The 24,942-nt window shown below is 60.7% G+C and carries 20 protein-coding genes; 14 read left to right on the forward strand and 6 right to left on the reverse strand.

The genetic code is table 11. The features are described 5' to 3' along the window. Positions 1-146: 146 nt before the first annotated feature. Positions 147-1,484 carry an MATE family efflux transporter gene (locus AB4N82_RS06770; RefSeq protein ID WP_032887147.1) on the forward strand — a complete coding sequence of 446 codons (1,338 nt, stop codon included), beginning with the start codon at positions 147-149 and terminating at the stop codon, positions 1,482-1,484. On the opposite strand, the gene AB4N82_RS06775 is transcribed toward AB4N82_RS06770, so the two are convergent. From AB4N82_RS06775 to AB4N82_RS06795, 5 genes are all read right to left on the reverse strand, one after another. Continuing rightward, entirely contained in the window at positions 1,429-2,322 is an 894-nt protein-coding gene (locus AB4N82_RS06775) for an alpha/beta hydrolase (RefSeq protein ID WP_122764436.1), read from the reverse strand. The two genes, AB4N82_RS06770 and AB4N82_RS06775, sit on opposite strands and share 56 nt — an antisense overlap. A 91-nt stretch (positions 2,323-2,413) precedes the next feature. Continuing rightward, the gene (gene speA / locus AB4N82_RS06780; RefSeq protein ID WP_032887150.1) at positions 2,414-4,327 is read right to left on the reverse strand and encodes an arginine decarboxylase; all 1,914 of its coding nucleotides are present in this window, start codon (positions 4,325-4,327) and stop codon (positions 2,414-2,416) included. A 142-nt stretch (positions 4,328-4,469) separates the two neighbouring features. Then, positions 4,470-4,841 carry a translation initiation factor Sui1 gene (locus AB4N82_RS06785; protein WP_005784408.1) on the reverse strand — a complete coding sequence of 124 codons (372 nt, stop codon included), beginning with the start codon at positions 4,839-4,841 and terminating at the stop codon, positions 4,470-4,472. A 179-nt stretch (positions 4,842-5,020) separates the two neighbouring features. Beyond that, positions 5,021-5,557 carry an NUDIX hydrolase gene (locus AB4N82_RS06790; RefSeq protein WP_122764437.1) on the reverse strand — a complete coding sequence of 179 codons (537 nt, stop codon included), beginning with the start codon at positions 5,555-5,557 and terminating at the stop codon, positions 5,021-5,023. Positions 5,558-5,559: 2 nt separating this feature from the next. Next, positions 5,560-6,627 (reverse strand): DUF2333 family protein, encoded by a 1,068-nt coding sequence (locus tag AB4N82_RS06795; protein WP_032887153.1) that lies wholly within the window; start codon positions 6,625-6,627, stop codon positions 5,560-5,562. 299 nt (positions 6,628-6,926) lie between these two features. Here AB4N82_RS06795 and AB4N82_RS06800 point away from each other — a divergent pair, with 299 nt between their 5' ends. The 13 genes from AB4N82_RS06800 to AB4N82_RS06860 all read left to right on the forward strand — a co-directional run bounded on the left by AB4N82_RS06800 (position 6,927) and on the right by AB4N82_RS06860 (position 23,972). Continuing rightward, a complete protein-coding gene (locus AB4N82_RS06800; RefSeq protein ID WP_122764438.1) occupies positions 6,927-8,597 on the forward strand; it encodes a diguanylate cyclase in 1,671 nt (556 codons plus the stop codon). 53 nt (positions 8,598-8,650) lie between these two features. After that, positions 8,651-10,612: a methyl-accepting chemotaxis protein gene (locus AB4N82_RS06805; RefSeq protein WP_032887155.1), complete on the forward strand. Its 1,962-nt coding sequence runs from the start codon at positions 8,651-8,653 to the stop codon at positions 10,610-10,612. 307 nt (positions 10,613-10,919) lie between these two features. Beyond that, positions 10,920-11,375, forward strand: a complete 456-nt coding sequence (gene aroQ, locus AB4N82_RS06810) for a type II 3-dehydroquinate dehydratase (RefSeq protein ID WP_010213488.1) — start codon at positions 10,920-10,922, stop codon at positions 11,373-11,375. 24 nt (positions 11,376-11,399) lie between these two features. Next, on the forward strand, positions 11,400-11,861 hold the full coding sequence (accB, locus tag AB4N82_RS06815; RefSeq protein ID WP_027607997.1) for an acetyl-CoA carboxylase biotin carboxyl carrier protein: 462 nt from the start codon (positions 11,400-11,402) through the stop codon (positions 11,859-11,861). Positions 11,862-11,878: 17 nt separating this feature from the next. Then, positions 11,879-13,240, forward strand: coding sequence for an acetyl-CoA carboxylase biotin carboxylase subunit (accC, locus tag AB4N82_RS06820; RefSeq protein ID WP_003188188.1), 1,362 nt, complete (start codon positions 11,879-11,881; stop codon positions 13,238-13,240). Positions 13,241-13,517: 277 nt separating this feature from the next. Further along, the gene (gene prmA / locus AB4N82_RS06825) at positions 13,518-14,396 is read left to right on the forward strand and encodes a 50S ribosomal protein L11 methyltransferase (protein WP_032890627.1); all 879 of its coding nucleotides are present in this window, start codon (positions 13,518-13,520) and stop codon (positions 14,394-14,396) included. Positions 14,397-14,426: 30 nt separating this feature from the next. Then, the gene (locus AB4N82_RS06830) at positions 14,427-15,659 is read left to right on the forward strand and encodes a DUF3426 domain-containing protein (protein ID WP_122764170.1); all 1,233 of its coding nucleotides are present in this window, start codon (positions 14,427-14,429) and stop codon (positions 15,657-15,659) included. 185 nt (positions 15,660-15,844) lie between these two features. Then, positions 15,845-16,858, forward strand: a complete 1,014-nt coding sequence (gene dusB / locus AB4N82_RS06835; protein ID WP_122764171.1) for a tRNA dihydrouridine synthase DusB — start codon at positions 15,845-15,847, stop codon at positions 16,856-16,858. Continuing rightward, a complete protein-coding gene (gene fis / locus AB4N82_RS06840; protein WP_032890623.1) occupies positions 16,855-17,175 on the forward strand; it encodes a DNA-binding transcriptional regulator Fis in 321 nt (106 codons plus the stop codon). Before dusB ends, fis begins: the two co-directional genes overlap by 4 nt. Before the next feature lie 81 nt (positions 17,176-17,256). Next, positions 17,257-18,864: a bifunctional phosphoribosylaminoimidazolecarboxamide formyltransferase/IMP cyclohydrolase gene (purH, locus tag AB4N82_RS06845; protein WP_032890621.1), complete on the forward strand. Its 1,608-nt coding sequence runs from the start codon at positions 17,257-17,259 to the stop codon at positions 18,862-18,864. A gap of 177 nt (positions 18,865-19,041) precedes the next feature. Then, positions 19,042-20,334, forward strand: a complete 1,293-nt coding sequence (purD, locus tag AB4N82_RS06850; protein WP_032890619.1) for a phosphoribosylamine--glycine ligase — start codon at positions 19,042-19,044, stop codon at positions 20,332-20,334. 101 nt (positions 20,335-20,435) lie between these two features. Next, on the forward strand, positions 20,436-23,210 hold the full coding sequence (locus AB4N82_RS06855; protein WP_032890617.1) for a hybrid sensor histidine kinase/response regulator: 2,775 nt from the start codon (positions 20,436-20,438) through the stop codon (positions 23,208-23,210). Between the two features lie 165 nt (positions 23,211-23,375). After that, positions 23,376-23,972 carry a MarC family protein gene (locus tag AB4N82_RS06860; RefSeq protein ID WP_032890615.1) on the forward strand — a complete coding sequence of 199 codons (597 nt, stop codon included), beginning with the start codon at positions 23,376-23,378 and terminating at the stop codon, positions 23,970-23,972. On the opposite strand, the gene AB4N82_RS06865 is transcribed toward AB4N82_RS06860, so the two are convergent. Next, positions 23,969-24,748, reverse strand: coding sequence for a hypothetical protein (locus tag AB4N82_RS06865; protein WP_122764172.1), 780 nt, complete (start codon positions 24,746-24,748; stop codon positions 23,969-23,971). The genes AB4N82_RS06860 and AB4N82_RS06865 overlap by 4 nt on opposite strands. Positions 24,749-24,942: the final 194 nt, after the last annotated feature.

Below are 24,942 nucleotides of genomic sequence, written 5' to 3' on the forward strand. Positions count from 1 at the left end.
TGTGGGAGGGGGCTTGCTCCCGACAGCAGTGGGTCAGCTACAGATAGGCTGGCTGATCTATTACTATCGGGGGCAAGCCCCCTCCCACATTGGTTCTGTTGCGTAGCTACTGGACGGTTACAATGCCGCTCCCCCAAGGAGCCTGCATGTCCACCTTACTCACCGACTGGCGCCACCGCCCTACCCATCGACGCGTCTGGGCCCTTGCCGCGCCAATGATTCTGTCGAACATCTCGGTGCCGCTGGTAGCCCTGGTCGACAGCATGGTCATCGGCCACCTGCCCCATGCCCATCAACTGGGCGCCGTGGCCGTCGGGGCCAGCCTGTATACCTTTCTCGCGTGGGCCATGGGTTTTCTGCGCATGGGCTCCACCGGTTTTGCCGCGCAGGCTGCAGGGCGCAATGACGGGGCGGCACTGCGGCAAATCCTGCTGCAAGGTCTGTTGCTGGCACTGGGGCTGGCGATGCTGCTGGGCACCGTGGGCATCCCCCTGAGCCACCTCGCCCTGGAATGGATGCAGCCCTCCCCCGAGCTGAATCAGCTCACCCGCGACTTCTTCCACACGCGCCTGTTCGGCCTGCCCGCAGCCCTGGCCACTTATGCGCTGGTCGGCTGGTTCCTCGGCACACAGAACGCCCGTGCGCCGCTGGCAATTCTGCTGACCACTAATCTGGTGAATATCGCTCTCAACCTGTGGTTCGTACTCGGCTTGGATTGGGGTGTCGTCGGGTCGGCGAGAGCGTCGGTCATCGCCGAATGGACCGGCGCCCTGCTGGGCCTGGCGCTCACACAAAAGGCCCTGCGCGCCTATCCAGGCCATATCGCTTGGGCCGCGCTGAAAGTGTGGCAAAGCTGGCGCCCGTTGCTGGCGGTCAACCGCGACATCTTTATCCGCAGCCTGGCGCTGCAATCGGTGTTTTTCATGATCACGGTGCAAGGCGCGCGGCTGGGGGATGCCACCGTTGCTGCCAATGCCTTGCTGCTTAACGGCCTGCTGCTGACGGCGCATGCGCTGGACGGTCTGGCCCACGCGGTCGAAGCCCTCTGCGGCCACGCCATCGGCGCCCGCGACCGCCAATCGCTGCACCGCTCATTGGTGGTCGCCGGTGGCTGGTCGCTGATCGCCAGCGTCGGGTTTGCGCTGCTGTTCAGCTTTGCCGGGCACCTGTTTATCGCCATGCAGACCGATATCCCCAGCGTGCGCGACACCGCTGACACCTACCTGCCTTACCTGGCGCTGCTGCCACTGATTGCGGTGTGGAGTTACCTGCTGGACGGTCTGTTTATCGGCGCCACCCGCGCGCGGGAAATGCGCAATGGGATGCTACTGACGGTGTTGCTGACACTGCCGTTTGCCTGGGCGTTGCAGGGCCTGGGCAATCATGGGTTGTGGATAACCTTTCTGCTGTTCATGGCCCTGCGCAGCCTCACTTTGTGGGCGATAGCCTGGCGCTTGAACCAGCGGGATCAGTGGCTTGGATAAACGCTGTCACTTGGTTCAACACTGGCGCCAGCCAGCGCAACGGCTTGGCGAAAGACGCCACTAACGTCGCGTGGTTGGTCCTGGTGAAGTAGAACGCCTCGACCGGCACACCCGCCTCGCGCAATTTTTTCGCCAGCCCTGCGGTATTGCGCGTCGGGTTGACCAAGCTGTCGTCGGTCGAGGCCATCAGCAGCGTCGGCGGCGCGTCACGGCTGACGTGGTTGATCGGCTGCGACTCCGGCGGTGAATCGGGGAAGAAGAACACCGGGCGCACGTCCTGGTTTTCAATCGGCAGGAAGTCATAAGGCCCGGCCAGGCCGATCCATCCCTTGAAGATCGACGGCGCCAAGCCCACTTCTTTTAGCCAACGCCCATCCAGCGCCAGCATCGAGGCGTTGTAGGCGCCGGAGCTGTGGCCCATCACATAAAGCTGCTGGGGATCGGCGCCATATTCAGCGGCGTGGTTATATGTCCAGGCCACCGCTTTGGCGCCGTCCTGGAGAAAGGCGGGGTAACGCACTTGCGGGTACAGCCGGTAATCGGCGATCACCACCACGATGCCCCTTGAAGCCAGGGCTTCGCCGACGAAGCTGTAGTCGTCCTTGGATCCGCTGTTCCAGCTGCCGCCGTAAAAGAACACCACCACGGGAGCGTTGGGCACGGCAGGAACGGCTCGGTATATATCGAGTTTCTGGCGGGGATCATCGCCGTAGGCAATGGCTGAAGTCTTGGTGAAGGTACTGTTGGGGGTGAGTGCGTTGAGCACTTTTATTGGGGAGCAGGCTGCCAGGAAGGCGGCGAAGGCCAGGGTAAGCGCTTGCAGGTATTTGCTCGACATCATTGACCCCCACGAAGAAGGTACTACCAAACGAGGCCCAGCTATGGGAGGGGGCAAGCCCCTTCCCACACTGGATCTGTGTCGCCTGTGCTTACGAGGAAAGGTACGAAGAGCGCGTCAGGCCCAAACGCAACGCGTCCAGGAACTGAGTACGCTCCGACGCGCTGATCTTCGCGCTCGCACACTTGTCACGGTAGTGAGTCATCAACTCCTCCGGCGACAAGTGCACGTAGCGCAGCATGTCTTCGATGGTGTCGTGTGTCTCGATCCCGGCGCTGTACACCGAACCGTCTTCACGCTGGTAGATGTTCACCGAATCGGTGTCACCGAACAGGTTGTGCATGTCGCCCAGGATTTCCTGATAGGCGCCGACCAGGAAGATACCCAACAGGTAGTCTTCACCTTCGTTCAGGGCGTGTACCGGCAGGCTGGTTTCGATGCTCTGCTCGTCGACGTACTGCTTGATCTTGCCGTCGGAGTCGCAGGTCAGGTCTTGCAGCACGGCGCGGCGCAGCGGCTCTTCGTCGAGACGGTGCAGCGGCAGGATCGGCAGTACCTGGCCGATGGCCCATGTGTCCGGCAGGCTCTGGAATACCGAGAAGTTGCAGATGTACTTGTCGGCCAGCTTGTCGTTGAGTTCGTCCAGCACTTGGCGGTGCGAGCGCTGGCGCGCTTTGAGCGAGTTGTGCAGACGGCGGCACACCGCGAAGTAGCACTGTTCGGCCAGGGCTTTCTCGGCCAGGGTTAGCTTGCCGTCGGCATATTGAGTGGCCACGTCGCTCATGTAGTGAGTGGCGCGCCAGTAGGTTTCGGTGACCATCTCGATATCGGTCGGACCCAGCAGGTCCACCAGCCATTGCACGGTTTCCGGCAGGCTTTCCTTGTTTTCGATGACCGGGATTTCGTCGTTGTGTTTCTCGACGTCAGTCACCTGCACCACCAGCATGGCGTGGTGAGCAGTCAGGGAACGACCGCTTTCGGAGAAGATATTCGGGTGCGGCAGGCTCTGCGCGTCGCAGAACTCCTTGAGCATGCCCACGACCACGCCGGCGTAGTCGTCCATGTCGTAGTTGATCGAGCTGGCGTTACGCGAGTGGGTACCGTCGTAGTCGACGCCCAGGCCGCCGCCCACGTCGATGTGGTCCACCGGCAGGCCGAGGTTGCGCAGTTCGCCGTAGTAACGAATGGCTTCCTTGAACCCGTGCTGGTAATCGGCCAGGTTGGCGATCTGCGAACCCATGTGGAAGTGCAGCAGGCGAATGCCCTGGTCCAGCCCGGCCGCGCGGAAGCGCTCAACCACGGACAACAGCTGCGCCGCCGACAAACCGAACTTGGACTTCTCGCCACCGGTGTCTGCCCATTTGCTCGACGCCAGGGACGACAACCGCACACGCAGGCCAACCTGTGGCTTGACCTTGAGGTTGGCAGCCTCCTCGATCACCAGGCCGACTTCGGATTCTTTCTCGATCACGATAAACACGTTGTGACCGAGCTTCTGGCCCATCAGCGCAAGGCGGATGAACTCACGGTCTTTGTAACCGTTGCAGACGATGGTGCCGCCCTTCGGCGCCAGGGCCAGTACGGCCAGCAGCTCAGGCTTGGAGCCGGCTTCAAGGCCGATAGACACGTCCTGAGTGGCGATGATGTTCTCGATCACCGCTTCCTGCTGGTTCACTTTGATCGGGTACAGCGCGGTGTACTTGCTCTGGTATTCCAGGCGCTCGATGTTGGCGTCGAAGGCGCCGGTCAACTGGCGTACACGGTCTTGCAGGATGTCAGGGAAGCGCACCAGCAACGGTAACGACAGGCCGCTTTTGCGCAACTGGTCGACTTGCTCGAAGAGATCGACAGGCGTGCTGTTCGGGCCGTTCGGACGGACTTCAACGCGACCGGCGTCATTGATCGCGAAATACCCGGCCCCCCAATGGCGGATCCCGTAAACACTGCGGCTGTCCGCAACTGTCCATTGGCTGCCATCGTCTTTGCGTGTGCGTCGTACGGACATCGAAGTCCCCTATAAATGAAGGCGAAGGCGCCACCTCTCAGGGAGGCTGGCGCAGTCTAAAGAATGAAAATGACGATTTGCCTGTAAGGAAGGTAGACCCCACTCGCAGGACAGAGTTTAGACACAGGTTGGGAAGAGGCTGTCAGCCGCCGGACTTCTTGGCCTTGTAACCGAGCTTGATCAGCTCGGCCAACAGCAGTTCGACGTGATCGCCCTGGATCTCGATGACGCCGTCTTTCAACGCGCCACCGGTGCCACAACGCTTTTTCAGCGTGGTAGCCAGTTCCTTGAGCGCATCTTCAGCCAGGGGCACGCCGGTGATAGTCGTCACCGTCTTGCCGCCACGGCCCTTGCTCTCGCGTCTCACGCGGGCAATACCGTCGCCTTCAGGGATCAGGGTCTGTTTGCAGGTACACGAATCCACGGGCTGACGACAGTCCGGGCAGTGTCGACCTGCATCGGTGGAAAATACCAGGCCACCAAGGGCGGCGAAGGATGCGGCTTTTTTGGCCACCGGCAATCCTCTTGGGAGGATGAAGACTGATCGGCGCGCTCAAGCACGACCGACCGCGAAGCCCCACTCAGGCAGGGGCAGCGCTACCGAACCGCCAAGGTGGCTCGGGTGAAAAGTCGCGCAGTGTAACGGCAAAAGGCCGACTTGCTAAGGGCCAAATGGCGCCAATTTATGCAACTTTAGCGACGCGAGGCCAGATAGCGGCGCAAGCCCTCTTGTGCGTCCGGGCAGTAGGGCTTTTGTTCGGCCTCCTGCAGGACAATTTCGATGGGCAAAAAGCGCGCTTCCATGACTTCTTCGGGCTGCACCCGCAGGGGGCCATCCCACACGGCGGAATAGGATCTGCACCAGAGCCGGTTGTTACCGTCCTCAAAGTAGAAATGATCATGCTCGACCAATTCCACCCCGCCCACACCCAGTTCTTCCTCCAGCTCACGCGCTGCAGAGTCGGCGTACTCTTCCCCGGCCGCCACCATGCCGCCCGCCGCCGTATCCCAAAATCCTGGGTACATGGCTTTGCTCAGGGTACGCCGGTGCACACACAGCTCGCCGGCAGAGTTGAACAGGAAGATAAACGTGCAGCGGCCAATCAGGCCGCGCTGGCGAAGGTCGGACCTGACGAGGGTGCCGAGCAGGTTGTCCTGCTCGTCGACCCAGCAAATCAGTTCAGCATCGGAAGCCGCACGGTGCGCGGCCTCCTGTTGAGAAGCGTCCATCATCAACCCTGGTTAAGCAGCTGACGCAGATCAATCACCGCAGCGTTGGCCCGCGAGATGTAGTTGGCCATCACCAGCGAGTGGTTCGCCAGTACGCCGAAGCCGCTGCCGTTGAGGATCATCGGGCTCCAGACAGGTTCTTGGGAGGCTTCCAGCTCACGGATGATCTGGCGCACGCTGACCGTGGCGTTTTTCTTGGCCAGTACGTCGGCGAAGTCAACTTCGATAGCGCGCAGCAGATGGGACAGTGCCCATGCCTGGCCACGGGCTTCGTAGAACACGTTGTCGATCTGCATCCATGGGGTTTCCACCACTTCTTCGTCGACCTGCGGCACTTCACCCGGTGCCAGGGCTTCGGTTTTCAGTGCGGTGTTCAATTTGACCCGGCCCACGCTGGCCGACAGGCGTTGGGACAACGAACCCAGTCGGGTAGCAACATCACCCAGCCAGTTGTTCAGGTTGTCGGCACGCGAATAGAACAGTGCGCCGCGTTGGTTGGGGTCGGACAGGCGCGCTTCATAGCGGTTCAGGGAGTTGATGCCTTCCTGATACTCCGACTCGCTCGATGGCAGCACCCAGCTCTTGTTGTCGAAGTTGAAACGCGGCTCGGCCTTCGCCAAGTCGGCGTCTTCAGCCGACTGCGACTGGGAACGGGCGAAATCTTTACGCAAGGCACGGGTCAGGTCGCGCACTTGCACCAGCACGCCGTATTCCCAGCTCGGCATGTTGTCCATCCACAGGCCCGGCGGGAAACGGTCGTTGGAAATATAGCCACCTGGCTTGTTCAGCAAGGTGCCGACCACAGTCTTGAGGGTTTCGACGGTGGTATAGCCCACCACCATCTGCTTGCCTTCTTTCTCGGCAGCAATTTGCGCGTTCTGCTGGACCGGGAACAGCGCCGGCTCTTCGCTCCAGTACCAACCCAGGGCACCTGTGACCAACAGGTACAGGCCAAGCACGCTAAGCAGCGCCCGACTCATCAGCAGGGTACGAAAATAGCTGCGGTTGGCCGACTTTGGCTCAGGGGCGGGGCCTTTGGCACTGCCTGCGCGGTTTTTCCAGTCCAGCATGGCGATATCCTTTCAATCACTTGAGTTCATGCACTTGAATTGACGGCGTGCGTTCAAACACTCCGACCACAACCCTACCCCATCGTGCCCGCCCATGCGGGGCTTTTCACCAAACTGGCGCGCGGGAAGCATTCGACTATAAAGGATGCACGCGTTTTACGCTGTGCGACTGTCAGGTCATTAACTGAATATCGCCGACATGCAGTTAATTGACATATGACACTCATCCCGCTGACAAGAGGTGCTAGCATAGAGCCATCAGTTCGACCTCAGCATGCACCCTTACTAGTAGTCAGGATATGACCGAGCCAGAAGACCCCAGCCGTGAGCGTCTCAAGCAGCATTTTGCCCAGCGGGTAATTCATCAGGCACGTCAAATTCTTGAGATCTGGCAGCGCCTGCAACGCAGCGAATGGTCAAGCGCCGACCTCTCAGAACTCAGTGAGGCCAACCTGCGCCTGCTGCGCTTCGCTGAGCGTTTTGAGCAGCCCGAACACGGCCAGTTGGCACGCAACATCGGTGAATCACTCAAAGCTGTTGATGAAAATCGTGGCCGCCTGAGCAGCCAACTGATCACCGAACTCAACCGTTTGATGCAGCGCCTGTCCCGCACTGGCCTGCGCCAGGGCGACCAGTTGGAACAAACCTTCCTGCCGCCGATGCGCAAGCCGATCTACGTGATGCTGGCCGATCACGACCGCGCTGAGCGCCTGGCCAAGCAGCTGGAATTTTTTGGCATGAGCGCCCAATCCCTTGACAGCGTGGCAGCGTTTCGCGCGTCCATGGCCGAGCGCCTGCCGTCGGCAATCGTGATGGACGTGGATTTCTGCGGCCCAGGCCTGGGCCTCAAGCTCGCTGCCGAAGCCCAGGAAGGCCTGGAGCAAAAGCTGCCGCTGTTATTTTTCAGCCTGCACGAAACCGATACCCCGACCCGCCTGGCCGCCGTGCGCGCCGGTGGCCAGGAGTTTTTGACCGGCACACTGGAAGCCTCCAGCCTGCTGGAAAAAATCGAAGTGCTGACCTGCGTCGCCCAGTACGAGCCCTATAAAGTGCTGATCATCGACGACTCGCGCGCCCAGGCGCTGCACACCGAGCGCTTACTCAACAGCGCCGGGATCGTCACCCGCACCTTGATTGAGCCGATCCAGGCCATGGCCGAACTGGCGGACTTCCAGCCCGACCTGATCATCCTCGACATGTACATGCCCGCCTGCACCGGCACCGAACTGGCCAAGGTGATCCGCCATAACGACCGCTATGTGAGCGTGCCGATCATTTACTTGTCGGCCGAAGACGACCTCGACAAGCAACTGGATGCGATGAGCGAAGGCGGTGACGACTTCCTCACCAAGCCGATCAAACCGCGCCACCTGATCACCACCGTGCGCAATCGCGCCGCCCGCGCCCGCCACCTCAAGGCGCGAATGGTGCGCGACAGCCTGACCGGGCTGTACAACCACACCCATATCCTGCAATTGCTCGAAGACTGCAGCTTCCGCGCGCGCCGCGAGAACAAGCCGCTGAGCTTTGCGATGCTCGACATCGACCACTTCAAGCGCGTGAATGACAGTCACGGCCACCCGATGGGCGACCGCGTAATCAAGAGCCTGGCGCTGTTTCTCAAGCAGCGTTTGCGCAAGACCGACTACATCGGGCGCTACGGCGGTGAAGAATTCGCCATCGTGATGCCCGACACCGACCTGGAGTCGGCCTGCAAGGTGCTGGATGAAATCCGCGGGCGCTTTGCCGAAATCCACTATCCGGCACAACCCCAGGACTTGTGGTGCACTTTCAGCGCCGGGCTGGTTGAGCTGTGCGACGGCTCCGACAGCCTGATGATGGCCGCCCAGGCCGACGAGGCGCTGTATCGCGCCAAGCATGCCGGACGCAACCGTGTGCAAGCCGCGCGCGCATCAAAGCAAAGTGCCACCTTTTCACCGGAATCCACTGATTCCGTCATAACGCTGTAATGAAAACGCAATAACTTCAGGCACTTACCTTTTGCTGTCGGTTGAAACCACGCATGCGCCTGAAGCTGCTGACCAATCTCAATACCCTTCTTCTGGTGGCCGTGTGCCTGGCACTTGGGGCGACGCTGTGGTGGTCGCAGCGGGCGCTTGAACGGCCGTATTTGCTGATGGAGCGCTACCTGGGGTTGTCCCAGACGTTCCAAAACCAAGCTGCGCGCAATATCGACGAGTACCTGGCGAGCGGCGACGCCCTGCGCCTGAGCAGCGCCAGCCAAAGCCTGGAAAACCTGCTGCAACATCTGGATGAATTGCCCGCTGATCTGGCGCAGAACCTGCGCCCCAGCCTGGTGGCCCTGGATGCATTCAGCAAGACCGACTTGCTGGCCGCCGGCAAGCTGGCCGGCGACCCACAAGCGTTGCTGCTGCAAGCAGAGCGCGAATTGGGCGCCAATCTGGACCAGTTGAGCCAGTACGCCATCAGCGTCAATTCCCCTGAAGCAGCACGCTACTTGCCGCCACTGCTGACCGCGTCCCAGCACCTGGGCAGGTTGTCCCTGGCCCGCGACAAGCTGGTGAGCAGCGGGCGCGCAGAGTTGGCCGATGATGTTGAGCGCGAAGTCGCCAATATTCGCGCCCAAGCCGACGTACTGGGGCAACTGCCATTGCTTGGCGTCAAAGCCAGCAGCGAATCCAACACCGATGATTTTTCCGCCTTGATGGGCCTGGAAAATACTGAAAAAACCGAAGCCCAGGACACCGGCGTCGACCTCAAGCGCGAGCTCAACAGCCTGCTGACCCGCTACCCCGCCGAACTCAAGCGCACCCGCGAACAGATCCAGCAACGCGCCGACCTGGCCGCCAGTACCCACCAGAAGATCAACGCCGTGCAACAGGCCATCGCTGGGCTTGAACCTGTCGTGCGCGCACAACATGGGCTCATCCAAGGCGAAGTACGCCTGATGCAAGGGGTGATGATCGGCCTGATCCTGCTGATCGCGCTGTTGATCGACACCCTGCAACGCCGCTTGGCACGGGTGCTGACCAATCTGGCACCCGCCCTATCCACCTGGGCCGAAGGCAACTTCAGCCAGCCGATCGCACTGGGCAAGACCAACCGCGAACTGCGCGACATCGAAGCCTCTCTGAACCGTTTGCGCGCTTACTTGGTGGACTTGGTGGGCACCATTCGCGGCAATGCCGAAGAAGTGGCCGGCAGCAGCCGCGCCCTCGCCGAACTGAGCAGCGGCCTGCATGACGGCGCTGAACGCCAGGCGGGCGACACGGCGCAAATCCGCGACTCCCTGGGCGAACTCGAAGCGACCATCCAACAGGTCGCCGGCGATGCCAGCCAAGCCGCCAGCGCCAGCCGCAGTGCGGGCCAGGCGGTGGAACAAGGCCAGCGGGTGATCGGCCTGAGCCTGACCGGTTTGCATGCGTTGGTCGGCGAAGTGCAGCAAAACGCGCAGATGATCGAGAAACTTGCTGAAGAGTCCGCCACCATCGGCGGCGTGCTCACCGTTATTCGCTCGATTGCCGACCAGACCAACTTGCTGGCACTCAACGCCGCCATCGAAGCCGCCCGCGCCGGGGAGGCCGGACGTGGATTTGCTGTGGTCGCGGACGAAGTACGTACCCTCGCCCAGCGCACCGCCGGCGCCACCGCCGAAATCCAGGGTTTGATCACCGGCCTGCAAAACGCCGCCCACCAGTCAGTGGAGGGCATGCGCGCCCAGGTCGAACACGCCGAATCCACCGCCCAGCAAGCTCAAGCGGCTGACGGCGCGCTGGATGAAATCGTCGGGGCAATCCAGACCATTTCCGACACCGCTGTGCGGATTGCCGATGTGACGGCGCAGCAGAGTGGTGCGGTGAGCGAGATTCGCGATAACAGTGAGCGAATTCATCAGCTGGGTGAGGATAATTTGCTGCGCATCGGCCAAGGCCGAAGCCAGGGCGAGCACCTGTTGGTGCTGGGTGGGCAGCTCAATACGGCGGTGCAGGCGTTCCGCGTCTGACCTGCCCCATGCAGATCCAAAATCAAATGAAGATCAACATGTGGGAGGGGGCTTGCTCCCGATTGCGGTGTGTCAGTCTCAGCACCTGTAACTGATCCACCGCTATCGGGAGCAGCCCCCCTCCCACATTTGATCTTCACGGGATTCAAGGGCGTATTACCAATGACCAGATCTCGACCACCAGTCACAAATTTTGCGCAATCCTCGCTAATCGTGCTGCCTACTGCATAGAACTGGACAGTCACAAAGGCTTTGCGGCATAGTCGCCGGGTTCTGCCGTACTCCCATCAATAACAAGGAACAGCCGATGGCGACCCTACTGGTTCTTCACGGACCCAACCTGAACCTGCTCGGCACCCGCGAACCGGGCGTCTACGGGGCTGTGACCCTGGATCAGATCAACCTCGATCTGGAGCGACGGGCTCGTGAAGCTGGCCACCATCTGCTCTACCTGCAAAGCAATGCCGAGTACGAATTGATTGATCGCATCCACGCCGCGCGCGGCGAAGGTGTGGACTTCATCCTGATCAATCCCGCCGCTTTTACGCACACAAGTGTTGCATTACGTGACGCGCTGCTGGCGGTGAGCATCCCATTCATCGAAGTGCATTTATCGAACGTGCATAAACGCGAAGCTTTCCGCCATCACTCGTACTTCTCCGACGTAGCGGTAGGAGTGATCTGCGGCCTTGGCGCCAGCGGTTACCGACTGGCCCTGGAGGCCGCCCTGGAACAACTTGAACAACCGGCCAAGCGCCCCTGACCGACCCTTGGGAGTTGATGATTCATGGATATCCGTAAAGTTAAGAAATTGATCGAACTGCTGGAAGAATCCGGTATCGACGAGCTGGAAATCAAGGAAGGCGAAGAGTCCGTCCGGATCAGCCGCCACAGCAAGACCCCGGCCCAACAGTTCTACGCGCCACAGATGCAAGCACCGGCTCCGGCCGCTGCACCTGCTGCCGCGCCAGCCGCTGCCGCCGCACCTGCTGCCCCGGCCGCTCCTGCACTGAACGGCTTCGTGGTCAAATCGCCAATGGTCGGTACGTTCTACCGTACCCCGGCACCGACCTCGCCAGCCTTCGTTGAAGTCGGCAAGACTGTGAAAGTGGGCGACACCATCTGCATCGTTGAAGCGATGAAAATGATGAACCACATCACCGCTGAAAAAGCCGGCGTCATCGAATCCATCCTGGTAGAAAACGGTCAGCCGGTTGAGTACGACCAGCCGCTGTTCACCATCGTTTGAACCGCGGAGCGCCTTCGATGTTGAAACCTGCGAAGAAACTGCAAAAAGTCCTGATCGCCAACCGCGGCGAGATCGCGCTGCGGATCCTGCGCGCCTGTAAGGAAGAGGGCATCAAGACCGTCGCTGTTTACTCGACGGCCGATACCGAATTGATGCACGTGAAACTGGCGGACGAAAGCATCTGCATCGGCCCGCCACTGGCCACGAACTCGTACCTGAAAGTCTCGAACATCATCGCCGCGGCTGAAGTGACCGGCGCTGATGGTATCCACCCGGGCTACGGCTTCCTCGCGGAAAACGCCGATTTCGCCGAACAGGTGGAAAAATCCGGGTTTGCCTTCATTGGCCCTAAAGCCGAAACCATTCGCCTGATGGGCGACAAGGTATCGGCCAAGGACGCCATGATCGCAGCCGGCGTGCCAACCGTTCCTGGTTCCGACGGCCCACTGCCTGAAGACGAGGAAACCGCTCTGCGCATTGGTCGCGAAGTCGGTTACCCAGTGATCATCAAGGCCGCCGGTGGCGGTGGTGGTCGCGGCATGCGCGTGGTGCACAAGGAAGAAGACCTGATCGAAGCAGCCAAGCAGACCCGTTCCGAAGCGGGTGCCTGGTTCGGCAACCCGATGGTCTACCTGGAAAAGTACCTGACCAACCCACGTCACGTGGAAGTGCAGGTTCTGTCCGACGGACAAGGCCACGCCATCCACCTGGGCGACCGCGATTGCTCGCTGCAACGTCGTCACCAGAAGGTCTTGGAAGAAGCGCCGGCACCAGGCCTGGATGAAAAGGCTCGCCAGGAAGTTCTGGCTCGCTGCGTCAAGGCGTGCATCGACATCAACTACCGTGGCGCAGGTACCTTCGAGTTCCTCTACGAGAACGGCCGCTTCTACTTCATCGAGATGAACACTCGTGTGCAGGTAGAGCACCCGGTTTCGGAGATGGTCACCGGTATCGACATCGTCAAGGAGATGCTGAGCATCGCCGCTGGCAACGTGCTGTCCTTCACCCAGGACGACGTGAAGATGCATGGCCACTCCCTGGAGTGCCGCATCAACGCCGAAGACCCGAAAACCTTTATCCCAAGCCCTGGCCTGGTCAAGCATTTCCACGCGCCCGGCGGCAACGGCGTACGTGTGGATTCGCACCTGTACAGCGGCTACAAGGTTCCGTCCAACTACGACTCGCTGATCGGCAAGCTGATCACCTGGGGCGCCACCCGCGACGAGGCCATGGCCCGTATGCGTAACGCCCTGGACGAAATCGTGGTTGATGGCATCAAGACCAACATCCCGCTGCATCGGGACCTGGTTCGTGATGAAGGCTTCTGCGAAGGTGGTGTGAACATTCACTACCTGGAACACAAACTGGCCAACCAGTAAGTGCTCCACCCAACAAAACCGCCTTCGGGCGGTTTTGTTGTTTCTGCACACCTGTTTTCCAGGATGCACACAGTCCAAATGTGGGAGGGGGCTTGCTCCCGATAGCGGTGGATCAGTTACAGATACTGAGGCTGGCAGACTGCAATCGGGAGCAAGCCCCCTCCCACATTTGGTCCGCATTCACTCAGTAATGTCGTCTTATGCTGTTCGCTCGCGTAAACTTGCGCGCTTTCGCGACCTCGCTCGTCGCACACTCATTTTTTCAAAGGTGCCCGCCATGCCTTGGCTGCAAGTCCGTCTCGCCATCAGCCCAGAACAAGCCGAAACCTACGAAGACGCTTTCCTCGAAGTGGGCGCCGTCTCGGTGACCTTCATGGACGCAGAAGACCAACCGATCTTCGAACCGGAACTCAACACCACCCCGCTGTGGTCCCACACTCACCTGCTGGCCCTGTTCGAAGACGGCACCGATGCCGCCGCCGTGCTGGCCCATATGGAACTGCTCACCGGCGGCCCGCTGCCTGAGCATCACAGCGAAGTGATCGAAGACCAGGACTGGGAGCGCAGCTGGATGGATAACTTCCAGCCGATGCGTTTCGGTCAGCGTCTGTGGATCGTGCCGAGCTGGCATGCCGCCCCAGAGCCTGACGCGGTCAACCTGCTGCTCGACCCCGGCCTAGCGTTCGGCACCGGCACCCACCCCACCACCGCACTGTGCCTGGAATGGCTCGACGGCCAGGACCTGACGGACAGCAACGTGCTGGACTTCGGCTGCGGCTCGGGGATCCTGGCGATTGCCGCCCTGCTGCTGGGCGCAAAGGAAGCCGTGGGCACCGACATCGACGTGCAGGCCCTGGAAGCCTCCCGCGATAACGCCGGGCGCAACAACATTCCTGAAGGCAAATTCCCGCTCTACCTGCCTGAAGACCTGCCCCAGGTGCAGGCCGATGTGCTGGTGGCGAATATCCTCGCCGGGCCGCTGGTTTCCCTGGCACCGCAACTGTCGAGCCTGGTTAAGCCGGGTGGGCGTCTGGCGCTGTCGGGCATCCTTGCCGAGCAAGGCGAAGATGTCGCTGCCGCCTATGCCCAGGATTTCGAGCTGGATCCGATCGCTAACCGCGACGGCTGGGTACGCATCAGCGGGCGTCGGCGCTAGAATGAGCGCTTGCCTGAATCGGATGGCCGCATGACCGACAGTTTCGTCACCCAGTGCCCGCATTGCCAAACACGCTTTCGCGTCAACCACGCTCAATTGAGCGTGGCCCGTGGCGTTGTGCGCTGCGGCTCGTGCCTGCAAGTGTTCAACGCGGCTCGCCAGTTGCTGGAGCAGCGCGCCCATGCACCGGAGCCTGAACAACCGGTGATCGCGCTGCCCGCTGAGGCACCGCGCGCCATCAGCCAAAAGCAATGGACCGCCGAAGAGCTGGACCTCGACAATCTGGACCTGGACGAAGAACTGGCCAAGCTGGAGCGCCGCGAGATTCAGCACACGCTGCCCGTGGGCGCGGAGCGTCGCCAACCGGGTGCCGAGCGCAGGCAGAAAGAAGACGCCCTTAGCGCCAGCCGCGAGACCGTCAAGGCCGAAGAAGAAAAATGGGCCGCCAGCCTGTTCAGCGAGCCGCCTGAAGAGCGCACCAACGTCTCGGAAGACGAGCCGGAATCGACCAAAGTCCTAGCAACCAAGCAGCGCACCGAACCGTCCATGTCGCATCACATCGATAATATCGACGACGAAACGCCGTTGCGCGCTTCGCCCGATGATGACGACATCGACCCACCGTTCACCCCGCTCACCCAGTCAGCGGACGAACCGGAACCCGAAGAGCGCCCCCAGTTTCGCCGCAAACGCCCACGCCCCGAGGCCGGCGTTCACGACGACCTGCTTCAGGACCTCGAAGACGATCCGCTGCACCTGTACGCGCAAAAACGCCCGCAGGGCTTGGGCCGCCGCCTGATCTGGATGCTGCTGGTGCTGATCGCCGCGGCCGGTCTGGCAGGCCAGTACATTGCCTACCAATTCGACGACCTGGCCCGCCAGGACGCTTACCGCCCATGGTTCCAGCAACTGTGCCCCACACTGGGCTGCACGGTGCCGTCCCGGGTCGATATCGCCCACATTAAGAGCAGCAACCTGGTGGTGCGCAGCCACCCGGAATTCGCGGGAGCGCTGGTGGTGGATGCGATCATCTATAACCGCGCGACGTTCTCCCAGCCCTTTCCGCTGCTGGAGCTGCGTTTTGCCGACCTCAATGGCAGCCTGATTGCCAGTCGTCGCTTCAAACCCGCCGAATACCTCAGCGGCGAGTTGGCCGGTGTTAGCGAAATGCCATCTCAGACCCCGATCCATATCTCCTTGGACATCCTTGATCCGGGCAACAAAGCCGTGAATTACAGCCTGAGCTTCCACTCGCCCGAGTGAGGCGACCCATGCGCCGAAGCTTGACGGTGGATTATTGACTCGGCGCCGCGCATCCAAACCGGTGGCGATAAAGAAATAACTGTTCAGATTTTATCCAATCCAGCCTTTATCCAGTCATCGAGAGCGGGTATCATGCCAACCCTTTTTCGAACTCTAATGATCCGGCCCCACAACAGGGAAGTCCTATGTCGGCGGTACGCATCGGCCCATATACATTGCAGAACGGCTTGATCCTCGCCCCAATGGCGGGCGTCACCGACCAGCCCTTTCGTCAGCTGTGCAAGCGTTTGGGCGCGGGTCTTGTAGTCTCGGAAATGGTCACCAGCGACATGAGCTTGTGGAACACCCGCAAATCGCGGATGCGCATGATCCACGAAGGTGATCCCGAGCCCCGCTCGGTACAGATCGCCGGCGGTGATGCGCAGATGCTGGCGGATGCGGCCCGAGCCAATGTGGAGTTGGGCGCACAGATTATCGACATCAACATGGGCTGCCCGGCCAAGAAGGTCTGCAACAAGGCCGCCGGTTCCGCACTATTGAAAGATGAGCAGTTGGTTGCCGAGATCCTGCAGGCCGTTGTCGCCGCAGTGGATGTGCCGGTAACCCTGAAGATTCGTACCGGCTGGGACCGGGACAACAAAAACGGCCTGACGGTGGCGAAGATCGCCGAACAGGCAGGCATTACAGCGCTGGCAGTGCATGGCCGCACACGCGCCGATCTATACACCGGTGAAGCCGAGTACGACACCATTGCCGCAATCAAGCAGGCAGTGTCGATGCCCGTGTTTGCCAATGGCGACATCGACTCAGCCGAAAAAGCCCAGCGCGTGCTGCACGCCACCGGTGCCGATGGTTTGTTGATTGGCCGGGCCGCCCAGGGGCGTCCATGGATTTTTCGTGAGATCGAACATTTTCTGCGTACCGGTGAAGTCTTGCCTGCGCCGGAGTTGGTCGAGGTGGAACGTATTCTGCTTGAGCATCTGGCTGCACTTCACACCTTCTATGGAGACGTGATGGGCGTGCGCATTGCTCGCAAGCATGTGGGTTGGTATCTCGCAACCCTGCCGGGCGCCAGGGAGTTTCGCGCCGGGTTCAATCGTTTGGATGAAACGCAAGCACAGGTCACCGCCGTTCGTGAGTTTTTTGCCGAGCGAGACAAGAGCCTGAGAGCAGGGGACGGAGAAGGGGTGGCCGCATGACGATGATGACCGAGACTTTAGTGAGTGGAACAACACCCGTGAGCGACAACGTCAATTTAAAACAGCACCTCAACACGCCGAGCGAAGAAGGCCAGACCCTTCGCGGGAGTGTCGAGAAGGCGCTGCATAATTATTTCGCCCACCTTGAGGGCGCTTCCGTCACGGACGTGTACAACCTGGTGCTCTCCGAAGTCGAGGCGCCCTTGCTCGAATGCGTGATGAACTACGTCAAGGGCAACCAGACCAAAGCCAGTGAGCTGCTGGGCCTCAACCGTGGCACCCTGCGTAAAAAGCTCAAACAATACGATTTGCTGTAAGCATTCAATCCAACCAGAAAGGCGCCCGCGTAAAACCGGTCGCCTTTTTTGCTGACTCCTTTGCTTTTGATGGAAATTGAAATGACCGACCAGACTACCCGCCTGCCGATCCGCCGCGCCTTGATCAGTGTCTCCGACAAGACCGGGATCCTCGAATTTGCCCGGGAGCTGGAAGCCCTGGGCGTGGAAATCCTCTCCACAGGCGGGACCTTCAAACTGCTGCAGGACAACGGCGTGGCCGCGGTAGAAGTCGCGGACTACACCGGTTTCGCAGAAATGATGGACGGTCGGGTCAAGACCCTGCATCCGAAAATCCACGGCGGCATCCTCGGCCGTCGCGGCATCGACGACGCCATCATGACCGAGCACGGCATCAAGCCGATTGACCTGGTAGCGGTTAACCTCTACCCGTTCGAAGCCACCATCAACAAGCCAGGCTGCGACCTGCCGACCGCCATCGAGAACATCGATATCGGCGGCCCGACCATGGTTCGTTCGGCAGCCAAGAACCACAAAGACGTGGCCATCGTGGTGAACGCCGGTGACTACGCCCAAGTACTGGAAAGCCTGAAAGCCGGCGGCCTGACCTACGCCCAGCGCTTCGACCTGATGCTCAAGGCGTTCGAACACACCGCCGCCTACGACGGCATGATCGCCAACTACATGGGCACCGTGAACCAGGCCGCCGAGACCTTGAGCACAGAAGGCCGCAGCCAGTTCCCGCGCACCTTCAACAGCCAGTTCATCAAGGCCCAGGAAATGCGCTACGGCGAGAACCCGCACCAGAGCGCGGCGTTCTACGTGGAAGCCAAACCTGCCGAAGTGGGCATCGCCACTGCGACCCAACTGCAAGGCAAAGAACTGTCCTACAACAACGTAGCCGACACAGACGCCGCGCTGGAATGCGTGAAGAGCTTCGTCAAGCCGGCCTGCGTGATCGTCAAGCACGCCAACCCATGTGGCGTGGCCGTGAGCCCGGACGCGGAAGGCGGCATCCGCCAGGCGTACGAACTGGCCTACGCCACCGACACCGAGTCGGCGTTCGGCGGCATCATTGCCTTCAACCGTGAACTGGACGCCGAGACCGCCAAGGCCATCGTCGAGCGTCAGTTCGTTGAAGTCATCATCGCCCCTTCCGTCAGCGAAGAAGCCCGCGCCATTGTGGCTGCCAAAGCTAACGTGCGTCTGTTGGCCTGCGGTGAGTGGTCGGCTGACCGCGCCGCAGCCTGGGACTACAAGCGCGTCAATGGCGGCTTGCTGGTACAGAGCCGCGACATCGGCATGATCGGCAGCGAAGACCTGAAAGTGGTGACCAAGCGCGCCCCCACCGAGCAAGAGATCAACGACCTGATCTTCGCCTGGAAAGTCGCCAAATACGTTAAATCCAACGCCATCGTCTACGCCAAGAACCGTCAGACCATCGGTGTCGGCGCCGGCCAGATGAGCCGCGTGAACTCGGCGCGTATCGCCGCGATCAAGGCTGAGCACGCTGGTTTGCAGGTTGTAGGTTCGGTGATGGCATCCGATGCGTTCTTCCCGTTCCGTGACGGCTTGGACAATGCAGCCAAGGCCGGCGTAACCGCCGTTATCCAACCGGGCGGCTCGATGCGCGACGCAGAGGTTATCGCCGCTGCTGATGAAGCTGGAATCGCCATGGTCTTCACCGGCATGCGCCACTTCCGTCACTAAACACCACTGCTTTCCTACTGTAGGAGCGAGCGGGACGCCTAGTTCTTGCTCGCGAAAAGCCCGAGAACGCCATGGGGAGTCAGATGCCCCCCGTTATCGTTGACGATCTTCGCGAGCAAGAACTAAGCGTCACCCTCGCTCCTACAGAAAGCACAGCGTTTCACAGAGGTTTTTGAAATGAATGTTTTGATCATTGGCAGCGGTGGCCGTGAACACGCCCTGGCCTGGAAAGTTGCCCAGGACCCACGTGTCCAGAAAGTTTTCGTAGCACCCGGCAACGCCGGTACCGCCATTGAAGCCAAGTGCGAAAACGTCGCCATCGACGTGCTGGCCCTTGAGCAACTGGCCGACTTCGCCGAGAAAAACGTCTCCCTGACCATCGTCGGTCCGGAAGTCCCTCTGGTCGCCGGTGTTGTGGACCTGTTCCGCAGCCGTGGCCTGGACTGCTTCGGCCCTACCGCTGGCGCTGCCCAGTTGGAAGGTTCCAAGGCTTTCACCAAGGATTTCCTGGCACGCCACAAAATCCCGACCGCCGACTACCAGAACTTCACCGAGATCGAGCCGGCCCTGGCTTACCTGCGTGAAAAAGGTGCGCCAATCGTGATCAAGGCCGATGGCCTGGCCGCCGGTAAAGGCGTGATTGTCGCCATGACCCTGCAGGAAGCCGAAGACGCCGTGCGCGACATGCTCGCCGGTAATGCCTTTGGTGACGCCGGTTCGCGCGTTGTCATCGAGGAATTCCTCGACGGCGAAGAAGCCAGCTTTATCGTGATGGTCGATGGCAAGAACGTACTGCCGATGGCCACCAGCCAGGATCACAAGCGCGTCGGCGACGGCGACAGCGGTCCAAACACCGGCGGCATGGGCGCCTACTCCCCTGCCCCGGTGGTCACCAGCGAAGTGCATCAACGCGTGATGGACCTGGTGATCTGGCCGACCGTACGTGGCATGGCCGATGAAGGCAATGTCTACACCGGTTTCCTCTACGCCGGTCTGATGATCGACAAGGCCGGTAACCCGAAAGTCATCGAGTTCAACTGCCGCTTCGGCGATCCGGAAACCCAACCGGTGATGCTGCGCCTGCAATCGAGCCTGGTGCTGCTGGTGGAAGCCGCCCTGGCTCAAGCCCTGGACAAGGTTGAAGCACAATGGGATCCACGCCCGAGCGTTGGCATTGTGCTGGCGGCCGGCGGTTACCCTGCCGACTACGCCAAGGGCGATGTGATTGAAGGCCTCGACGCTGCCGCTGTGCTGGAAGGCAAGGTGTTCCATGCGGGCACCGCGCTCAAGGATGGCAAGGTTGTGACCGCCGGTGGCCGTGTACTGTGCGCCACGGCAATGGGTGCCAGTGTCGACGCTGCGCAGCAACAGGCTTATGCACTGGCCAAGAAGATCGACTGGAAAGGTTGCTTCTATCGCACGGACATCGGCTACCGCGCCATTGCCCGCGAGCGTGGCGAAACCCAGTAACACTAGCTATCCGTTCGGTTAGGCAAGGGCCCAAGGCCCTTGCCGTATAAGGCTGCCCCGCGCATAGTTAACCGTGCATCAACCTACGAAGGGATTTCGCCGTGCGCTGGCTCAGGATCGCCATAGGTTTCACTGTCAGTCTGCTGACGCTGCTCTGCTTGCTCCCGGCCCAGGCCGCCGCGCAAGGCAGTGGCTGGGCAGTATTGCTTGATGAACAGGCCGACCTGCAACTGAGCGACATCCGTTCGCCCCGCTACACCAATCAATTCAGCCCCATCGAACTGGACCGCGTTACTGCTGCGCAGCCGGACGGTGCGTTGTGGGTGCGGTTCAAGCTGCAACCCGGCAAGCACGAACAAGTGCTGCGGATATTCGCTCCGGACCTGTCGCACCTGAGCCTCTACGTGCTGGACGGCGACACACTGGTCGAGCAACAAAGCACCGGCACCCGCCAGCCCCAGTCGGAACGCCCGTTACCCAGCAGCGACTTCATGCTACCGATGCCCCAGAGCCAGAAACCTCTTGAGGTCTACCTACGTCTGGTGTCGGAACACGAACTTCGCCCCTATATCACCCTGGAACCGGCCGTGCTGGTCGCAGCCGACCAGACCCAGACGCTGATCTACGGCCTGCTGTTCGGCTGTCTGTTGATGCTGATCCTGCACAACCTCACACGCTTCGCTTACCACCGCTCGCGCAGCAGTCTATGGCTGGCAGCATCCGAACTGTTGTTGATGCTCAGCCTGGCGCTGCTGCTCAACCTGGTGGGCCCATGGCTGCCGAATTGGCACGGGATTCAGACCCCTGGCGCCTACCTGGCCCTGCTGCTGACCGCACCGTGCGGGCTGATGTTCGCCTATCGTTTCTTCATGCCCCTGGGTCCACACCCGCTGAACAAATTGTTGATGGCCGATATCCTGTTTATCGTGCTGTGTGGCCTGCTGTTGTTGTTCGTCAACACCCTGCCGCTGAACATCATGACCTACGCGCTGGTGGCGCTGGCGGGCCTGAGCATGCTGTTTGTCTCGTCATATCACTGGCAGAAAGGCTACCGCCCGGCACGCTTGTTCGTAGCCGGCATGGTGGTGTTCAACATCGGCACGCTGATCATCCTCCCCGCGTTGCTGGGCCTGACGATGGTGTCGCCTCAGGGGTTGATCATCACGCTGCTGGCGTTCATCTGCCTCAGCGGTCTGTTGATGAGCCTGGCCATGGGCGAGCGCCAGCGCGCGATTGTTGAGGCTCGCTTCAGCCTCAGTCGCGACCTGGCCGCCAGCAACGCCGAGATTGCCGCCAAGGCCGAGTTCCTGGCCAAGATCAGCCACGAAATCCGTACCCCCATGAACGGCGTGCTGGGCATGACCGAGTTGCTGCTGGGCACGCCGTTGTCGGTGAAGCAGCGCGACTACGTGCAGACCATCCACAGCGCCGGCAACGAGTTGCTCACACTGATCAACGAAATCCTCGATATCTCTAAGCTCGAATCCGGCCAGATCGAGTTGGATGACGTGCAGTTCGATCTCAATGCCCTGATTGATGACTGCCTGAGCATCTTCCGCGCCAAGGCCGAGCAGCAGAATGTCGAGTTGATCAGCTTTATCCAGCCCCAAGTGCCGCGCGTCATCAGCGGTGACCCCACACGCCTGCGCCAGGCGCTGCTGAGCCTGCTGGAAAACGCCCTGCACAAGACCGATGAAGGCGAAGTGCTGATCGTCGTTGCCCTGGACGACCGCAGCACCAAGCCACGCCTGCGCATTGCCGTGCAGGACAGCGGCCTGCCGATGGAGGCCGCCGAGCGCGACGCGCTGCTGCACAGCGAACTGCACAGCAAGAACTTCCTCTCGGCCACTCGCCTGAGCGGCCACTTGGGCCTGGTGATCGCACGCCAACTGATCATGCTGATGAACGGCGAGTTCGGCATCAAGAGTGGCAGCCATCAAGGCAGCACATTGTGGCTGACCCTGCCGCTGGACCCGGAACGCCTGGAACACCCTACCTCCGACCTCGATGGCCCGCTCAAGGGCGCACGCGTGTTGGTGGTGGACGACAACGACACCTGCCGCAAAGTGCTGGTGCAGCAGTGCACGGCCTGGGGCCTGAACGTCAGCGCGGTGCCATCGGGCAAGGAAGCCCTGGCATTGCTGCGCACCAAGGCGCACCTGCGTGATTACTTCGACGTGGTACTGCTGGACCAGAACATGCCCGGCATGACCGGCATGCAACTGGCGGCGAAGATCAAGGAAGACCCGAGCCTGAATCACGACATTCTGCTGATTATGCTCACCGGCATCAGCAACGCGCCAAGCAAGGTCATCGCGCGCAACTGTGGGATCAAACGCATCCTCGCCAAGCCGGTCGCCGGCTACACGCTCAAGACCACCCTGGCCGATGAACTGACTCAACGCAGCAAAGGCGGCGTGCAGCCTCGCCCAGTGTTGAATGCCCCGGCTGCGGTGATCGTACCGAGCGATTTCAAAATCCTGGTGGCCGAAGACAACAGCATCTCAACCAAAGTGATTCGCGGCATGCTCGGCAAACTCAACCTCAACCCGGACACCGCCAGCAACGGCGAAGAAGCGCTGGAAGCGATGAAGGCCCAGCGCTACGACCTGGTGTTGATGGACTGTGAAATGCCGGTCCTCGATGGCTTCTCGGCCACCCAGCAGCTGCGTGCGTGGGAAGTCAGCCACCAGCGCATTCGCACACCGGTAGTGGCGCTCACGGCGCATATCCTCTCGGAACACAAAGAACGCGCACGCCAGGCAGGGATGGATGGGCATATGGCCAAGCCGGTGGAATTGTCGCAGCTGCGTGAACTGGTGGAGTTTTGGGTGGCACAGCGTCAGCAGCGGGCGGAACACAGCACGGTTTCATGATCTGGAATGCAATGCCAATGTAGGTGGGGGCTTGCCCCCGATGGCGGGGGTTCAGTGACAGGTAATCTGACTGTTACACCGCCATCGGGAGCAAGCCCCCTCCCACATTTGAAGCCTATCGCCTGATAGACTCTCCCCCACTTTTCCTGCCGCGAGCCACTCCCCATGCTCCACGTGTTATTCAGCGTCTACCTGAAAATGCTGGTGCTCTACAGCCCGTTCTTCGTGCTGTCCTGCTTTATCAGCCTGACCCGTGGCTACTCCAGCAAAGAACGCCGACGCCTGGCCTGGAAAGTGGCGCTGGCGACCCTGGTGTCGAGCGTATTGCTCTATCTGTTCGGCCGGGTGATTTTCAGTGTGTTCGGCATCACCGTGGATGCGTTTCGCATCGGTGCCGGCAGTGTGTTGTTTATTTCGGCCCTGGGCATGGCCCAAGGCAAGTCAGCGGTGCAGACCGACAACGTGCAGCAGGACGTGACCATCGTGCCGCTGACCATTCCCCTCACCGTCGGCCCCGGCACTATCGGTGCGTTGCTGGTGATGGGCGTCAGCCAGCCCCATTGGGATGACAAGATCACTGCCATCCTCAGCATCGCCCTGGCCAGCTTCACCGTTGGCGTGGTGCTGTACCTGTCCAACCGTATTGAACGCATTCTCGGTGACCAGGGCTTGCAGATTGTCAGCCGGTTGATGGGGTTGTTCGTGTGCGCCCTCGCCGCGCAAATTATCTTTACCGGCGTGCGTGGTTATCTGGTGCCCTAAATCCGGTACTTGGCAATTGCCAACTGCACTTTGTCGCCCGCACTCTCGCGCATCAATTGGATGGTTTTTTCGTTGACCACCGAGGTATTCAGCACCAGGCAGGTTTGCCCGCTGAAGGCCTCGACCGAGGAGCTGTCCCATTCAAGGAACGGCAACCCCACCTGCTTACTCACGCTCTGAGTGCTGTAAGTCACCAGCACCATTGTCAATTCGCCGTCCGCTTCTACGCAGGACGCCAGGCCGAAATCTCCGCCCTGGTGCATCGTACTGTTGCGTTTGAACAGCTCAAAGGACGCCGGTTGTTGCTTCATGGCCTCCAACGCATCGGCCGCCAGTTTAGGCAGCGCCGTGATCAATGGCCCCGAAACCGACATCGATGCCAGCATCGTGGCGATGATATTCAGGGCCGCCAACTGCACCGACAAACCCTTGCCCGAATGTGAGACCCGCTCGAAACGGCTGCGCACCGGCAGCCAACCCAGGCTGATCATCACCTTGATAAATTCGTCGTACCAGGCCTCGGTACCTCGGTGAATCTTCAATACATCGCTGACATAGCTGCTGGCCAACAAATAGCTTTTGCGGATGTATTCCCGGCTCAGGCCGGACAGCCCCTCGGCAAACGACATGACGCTGTTGTTCACCACGGCAGCGTTGCAATCATCCTCGGCATTGATCGCCAGGGACGGCTGCTTGCCCGGCGCACCCGGCAGTTTGTAGGCGGCGATCAACTTGCGCCTTTTCGTACTGTTGATCCTTTTGTGTTGTCGCTCCATTTCAGTTCTCCACAAGCACCCCACATGGGGCTTGCTTGAACACTAGTCCAGGGGGCGATGGGCTTTCCAGACGACAAACATCCCTTGGCCAGACACGCCAACCAACCCACCCCAGCAATCACGCGGGGGCCCAGTGAGCGCTCGGTTTTTCCTCGTGTAAAAAAGAAAAAGCCCCGAACAACAGCAGAACAATC

Source organism: Pseudomonas sp. H1_D04, assembly GCF_054683855.1.

What these genes read in the sequence shown, in the direction of transcription:
- AB4N82_RS06770 (WP_032887147.1), top strand. Translation starts at nt 147, where the DNA reads ATGTCCACCTTACTCACCGACTGGCGCCACCGCCCTACCCATCGACGC.
- AB4N82_RS06775 (WP_122764436.1), bottom strand. Translation starts at nt 2,322, where the DNA reads ATGTCGAGCAAATACCTGCAAGCGCTTACCCTGGCCTTCGCCGCCTTC.
- speA (WP_032887150.1), bottom strand. Translation starts at nt 4,327, where the DNA reads ATGTCCGTACGACGCACACGCAAAGACGATGGCAGCCAATGGACAGTT.
- AB4N82_RS06790 (WP_122764437.1), bottom strand. Translation starts at nt 5,557, where the DNA reads ATGGACGCTTCTCAACAGGAGGCCGCGCACCGTGCGGCTTCCGATGCT.
- AB4N82_RS06795 (WP_032887153.1), bottom strand. Translation starts at nt 6,627, where the DNA reads ATGCTGGACTGGAAAAACCGCGCAGGCAGTGCCAAAGGCCCCGCCCCT.
- AB4N82_RS06800 (WP_122764438.1), top strand. Translation starts at nt 6,927, where the DNA reads ATGACCGAGCCAGAAGACCCCAGCCGTGAGCGTCTCAAGCAGCATTTT.
- AB4N82_RS06805 (WP_032887155.1), top strand. Translation starts at nt 8,651, where the DNA reads ATGCGCCTGAAGCTGCTGACCAATCTCAATACCCTTCTTCTGGTGGCC.
- aroQ (WP_010213488.1), top strand. Translation starts at nt 10,920, where the DNA reads ATGGCGACCCTACTGGTTCTTCACGGACCCAACCTGAACCTGCTCGGC.
- accB (WP_027607997.1), top strand. Translation starts at nt 11,400, where the DNA reads ATGGATATCCGTAAAGTTAAGAAATTGATCGAACTGCTGGAAGAATCC.
- accC (WP_003188188.1), top strand. Translation starts at nt 11,879, where the DNA reads ATGTTGAAACCTGCGAAGAAACTGCAAAAAGTCCTGATCGCCAACCGC.
- prmA (WP_032890627.1), top strand. Translation starts at nt 13,518, where the DNA reads ATGCCTTGGCTGCAAGTCCGTCTCGCCATCAGCCCAGAACAAGCCGAA.
- AB4N82_RS06830 (WP_122764170.1), top strand. Translation starts at nt 14,427, where the DNA reads ATGACCGACAGTTTCGTCACCCAGTGCCCGCATTGCCAAACACGCTTT.
- dusB (WP_122764171.1), top strand. Translation starts at nt 15,845, where the DNA reads ATGTCGGCGGTACGCATCGGCCCATATACATTGCAGAACGGCTTGATC.
- fis (WP_032890623.1), top strand. Translation starts at nt 16,855, where the DNA reads ATGACGATGATGACCGAGACTTTAGTGAGTGGAACAACACCCGTGAGC.
- purH (WP_032890621.1), top strand. Translation starts at nt 17,257, where the DNA reads ATGACCGACCAGACTACCCGCCTGCCGATCCGCCGCGCCTTGATCAGT.
- purD (WP_032890619.1), top strand. Translation starts at nt 19,042, where the DNA reads ATGAATGTTTTGATCATTGGCAGCGGTGGCCGTGAACACGCCCTGGCC.
- AB4N82_RS06860 (WP_032890615.1), top strand. Translation starts at nt 23,376, where the DNA reads ATGCTCCACGTGTTATTCAGCGTCTACCTGAAAATGCTGGTGCTCTAC.
- AB4N82_RS06865 (WP_122764172.1), bottom strand. Translation starts at nt 24,748, where the DNA reads ATGGAGCGACAACACAAAAGGATCAACAGTACGAAAAGGCGCAAGTTG.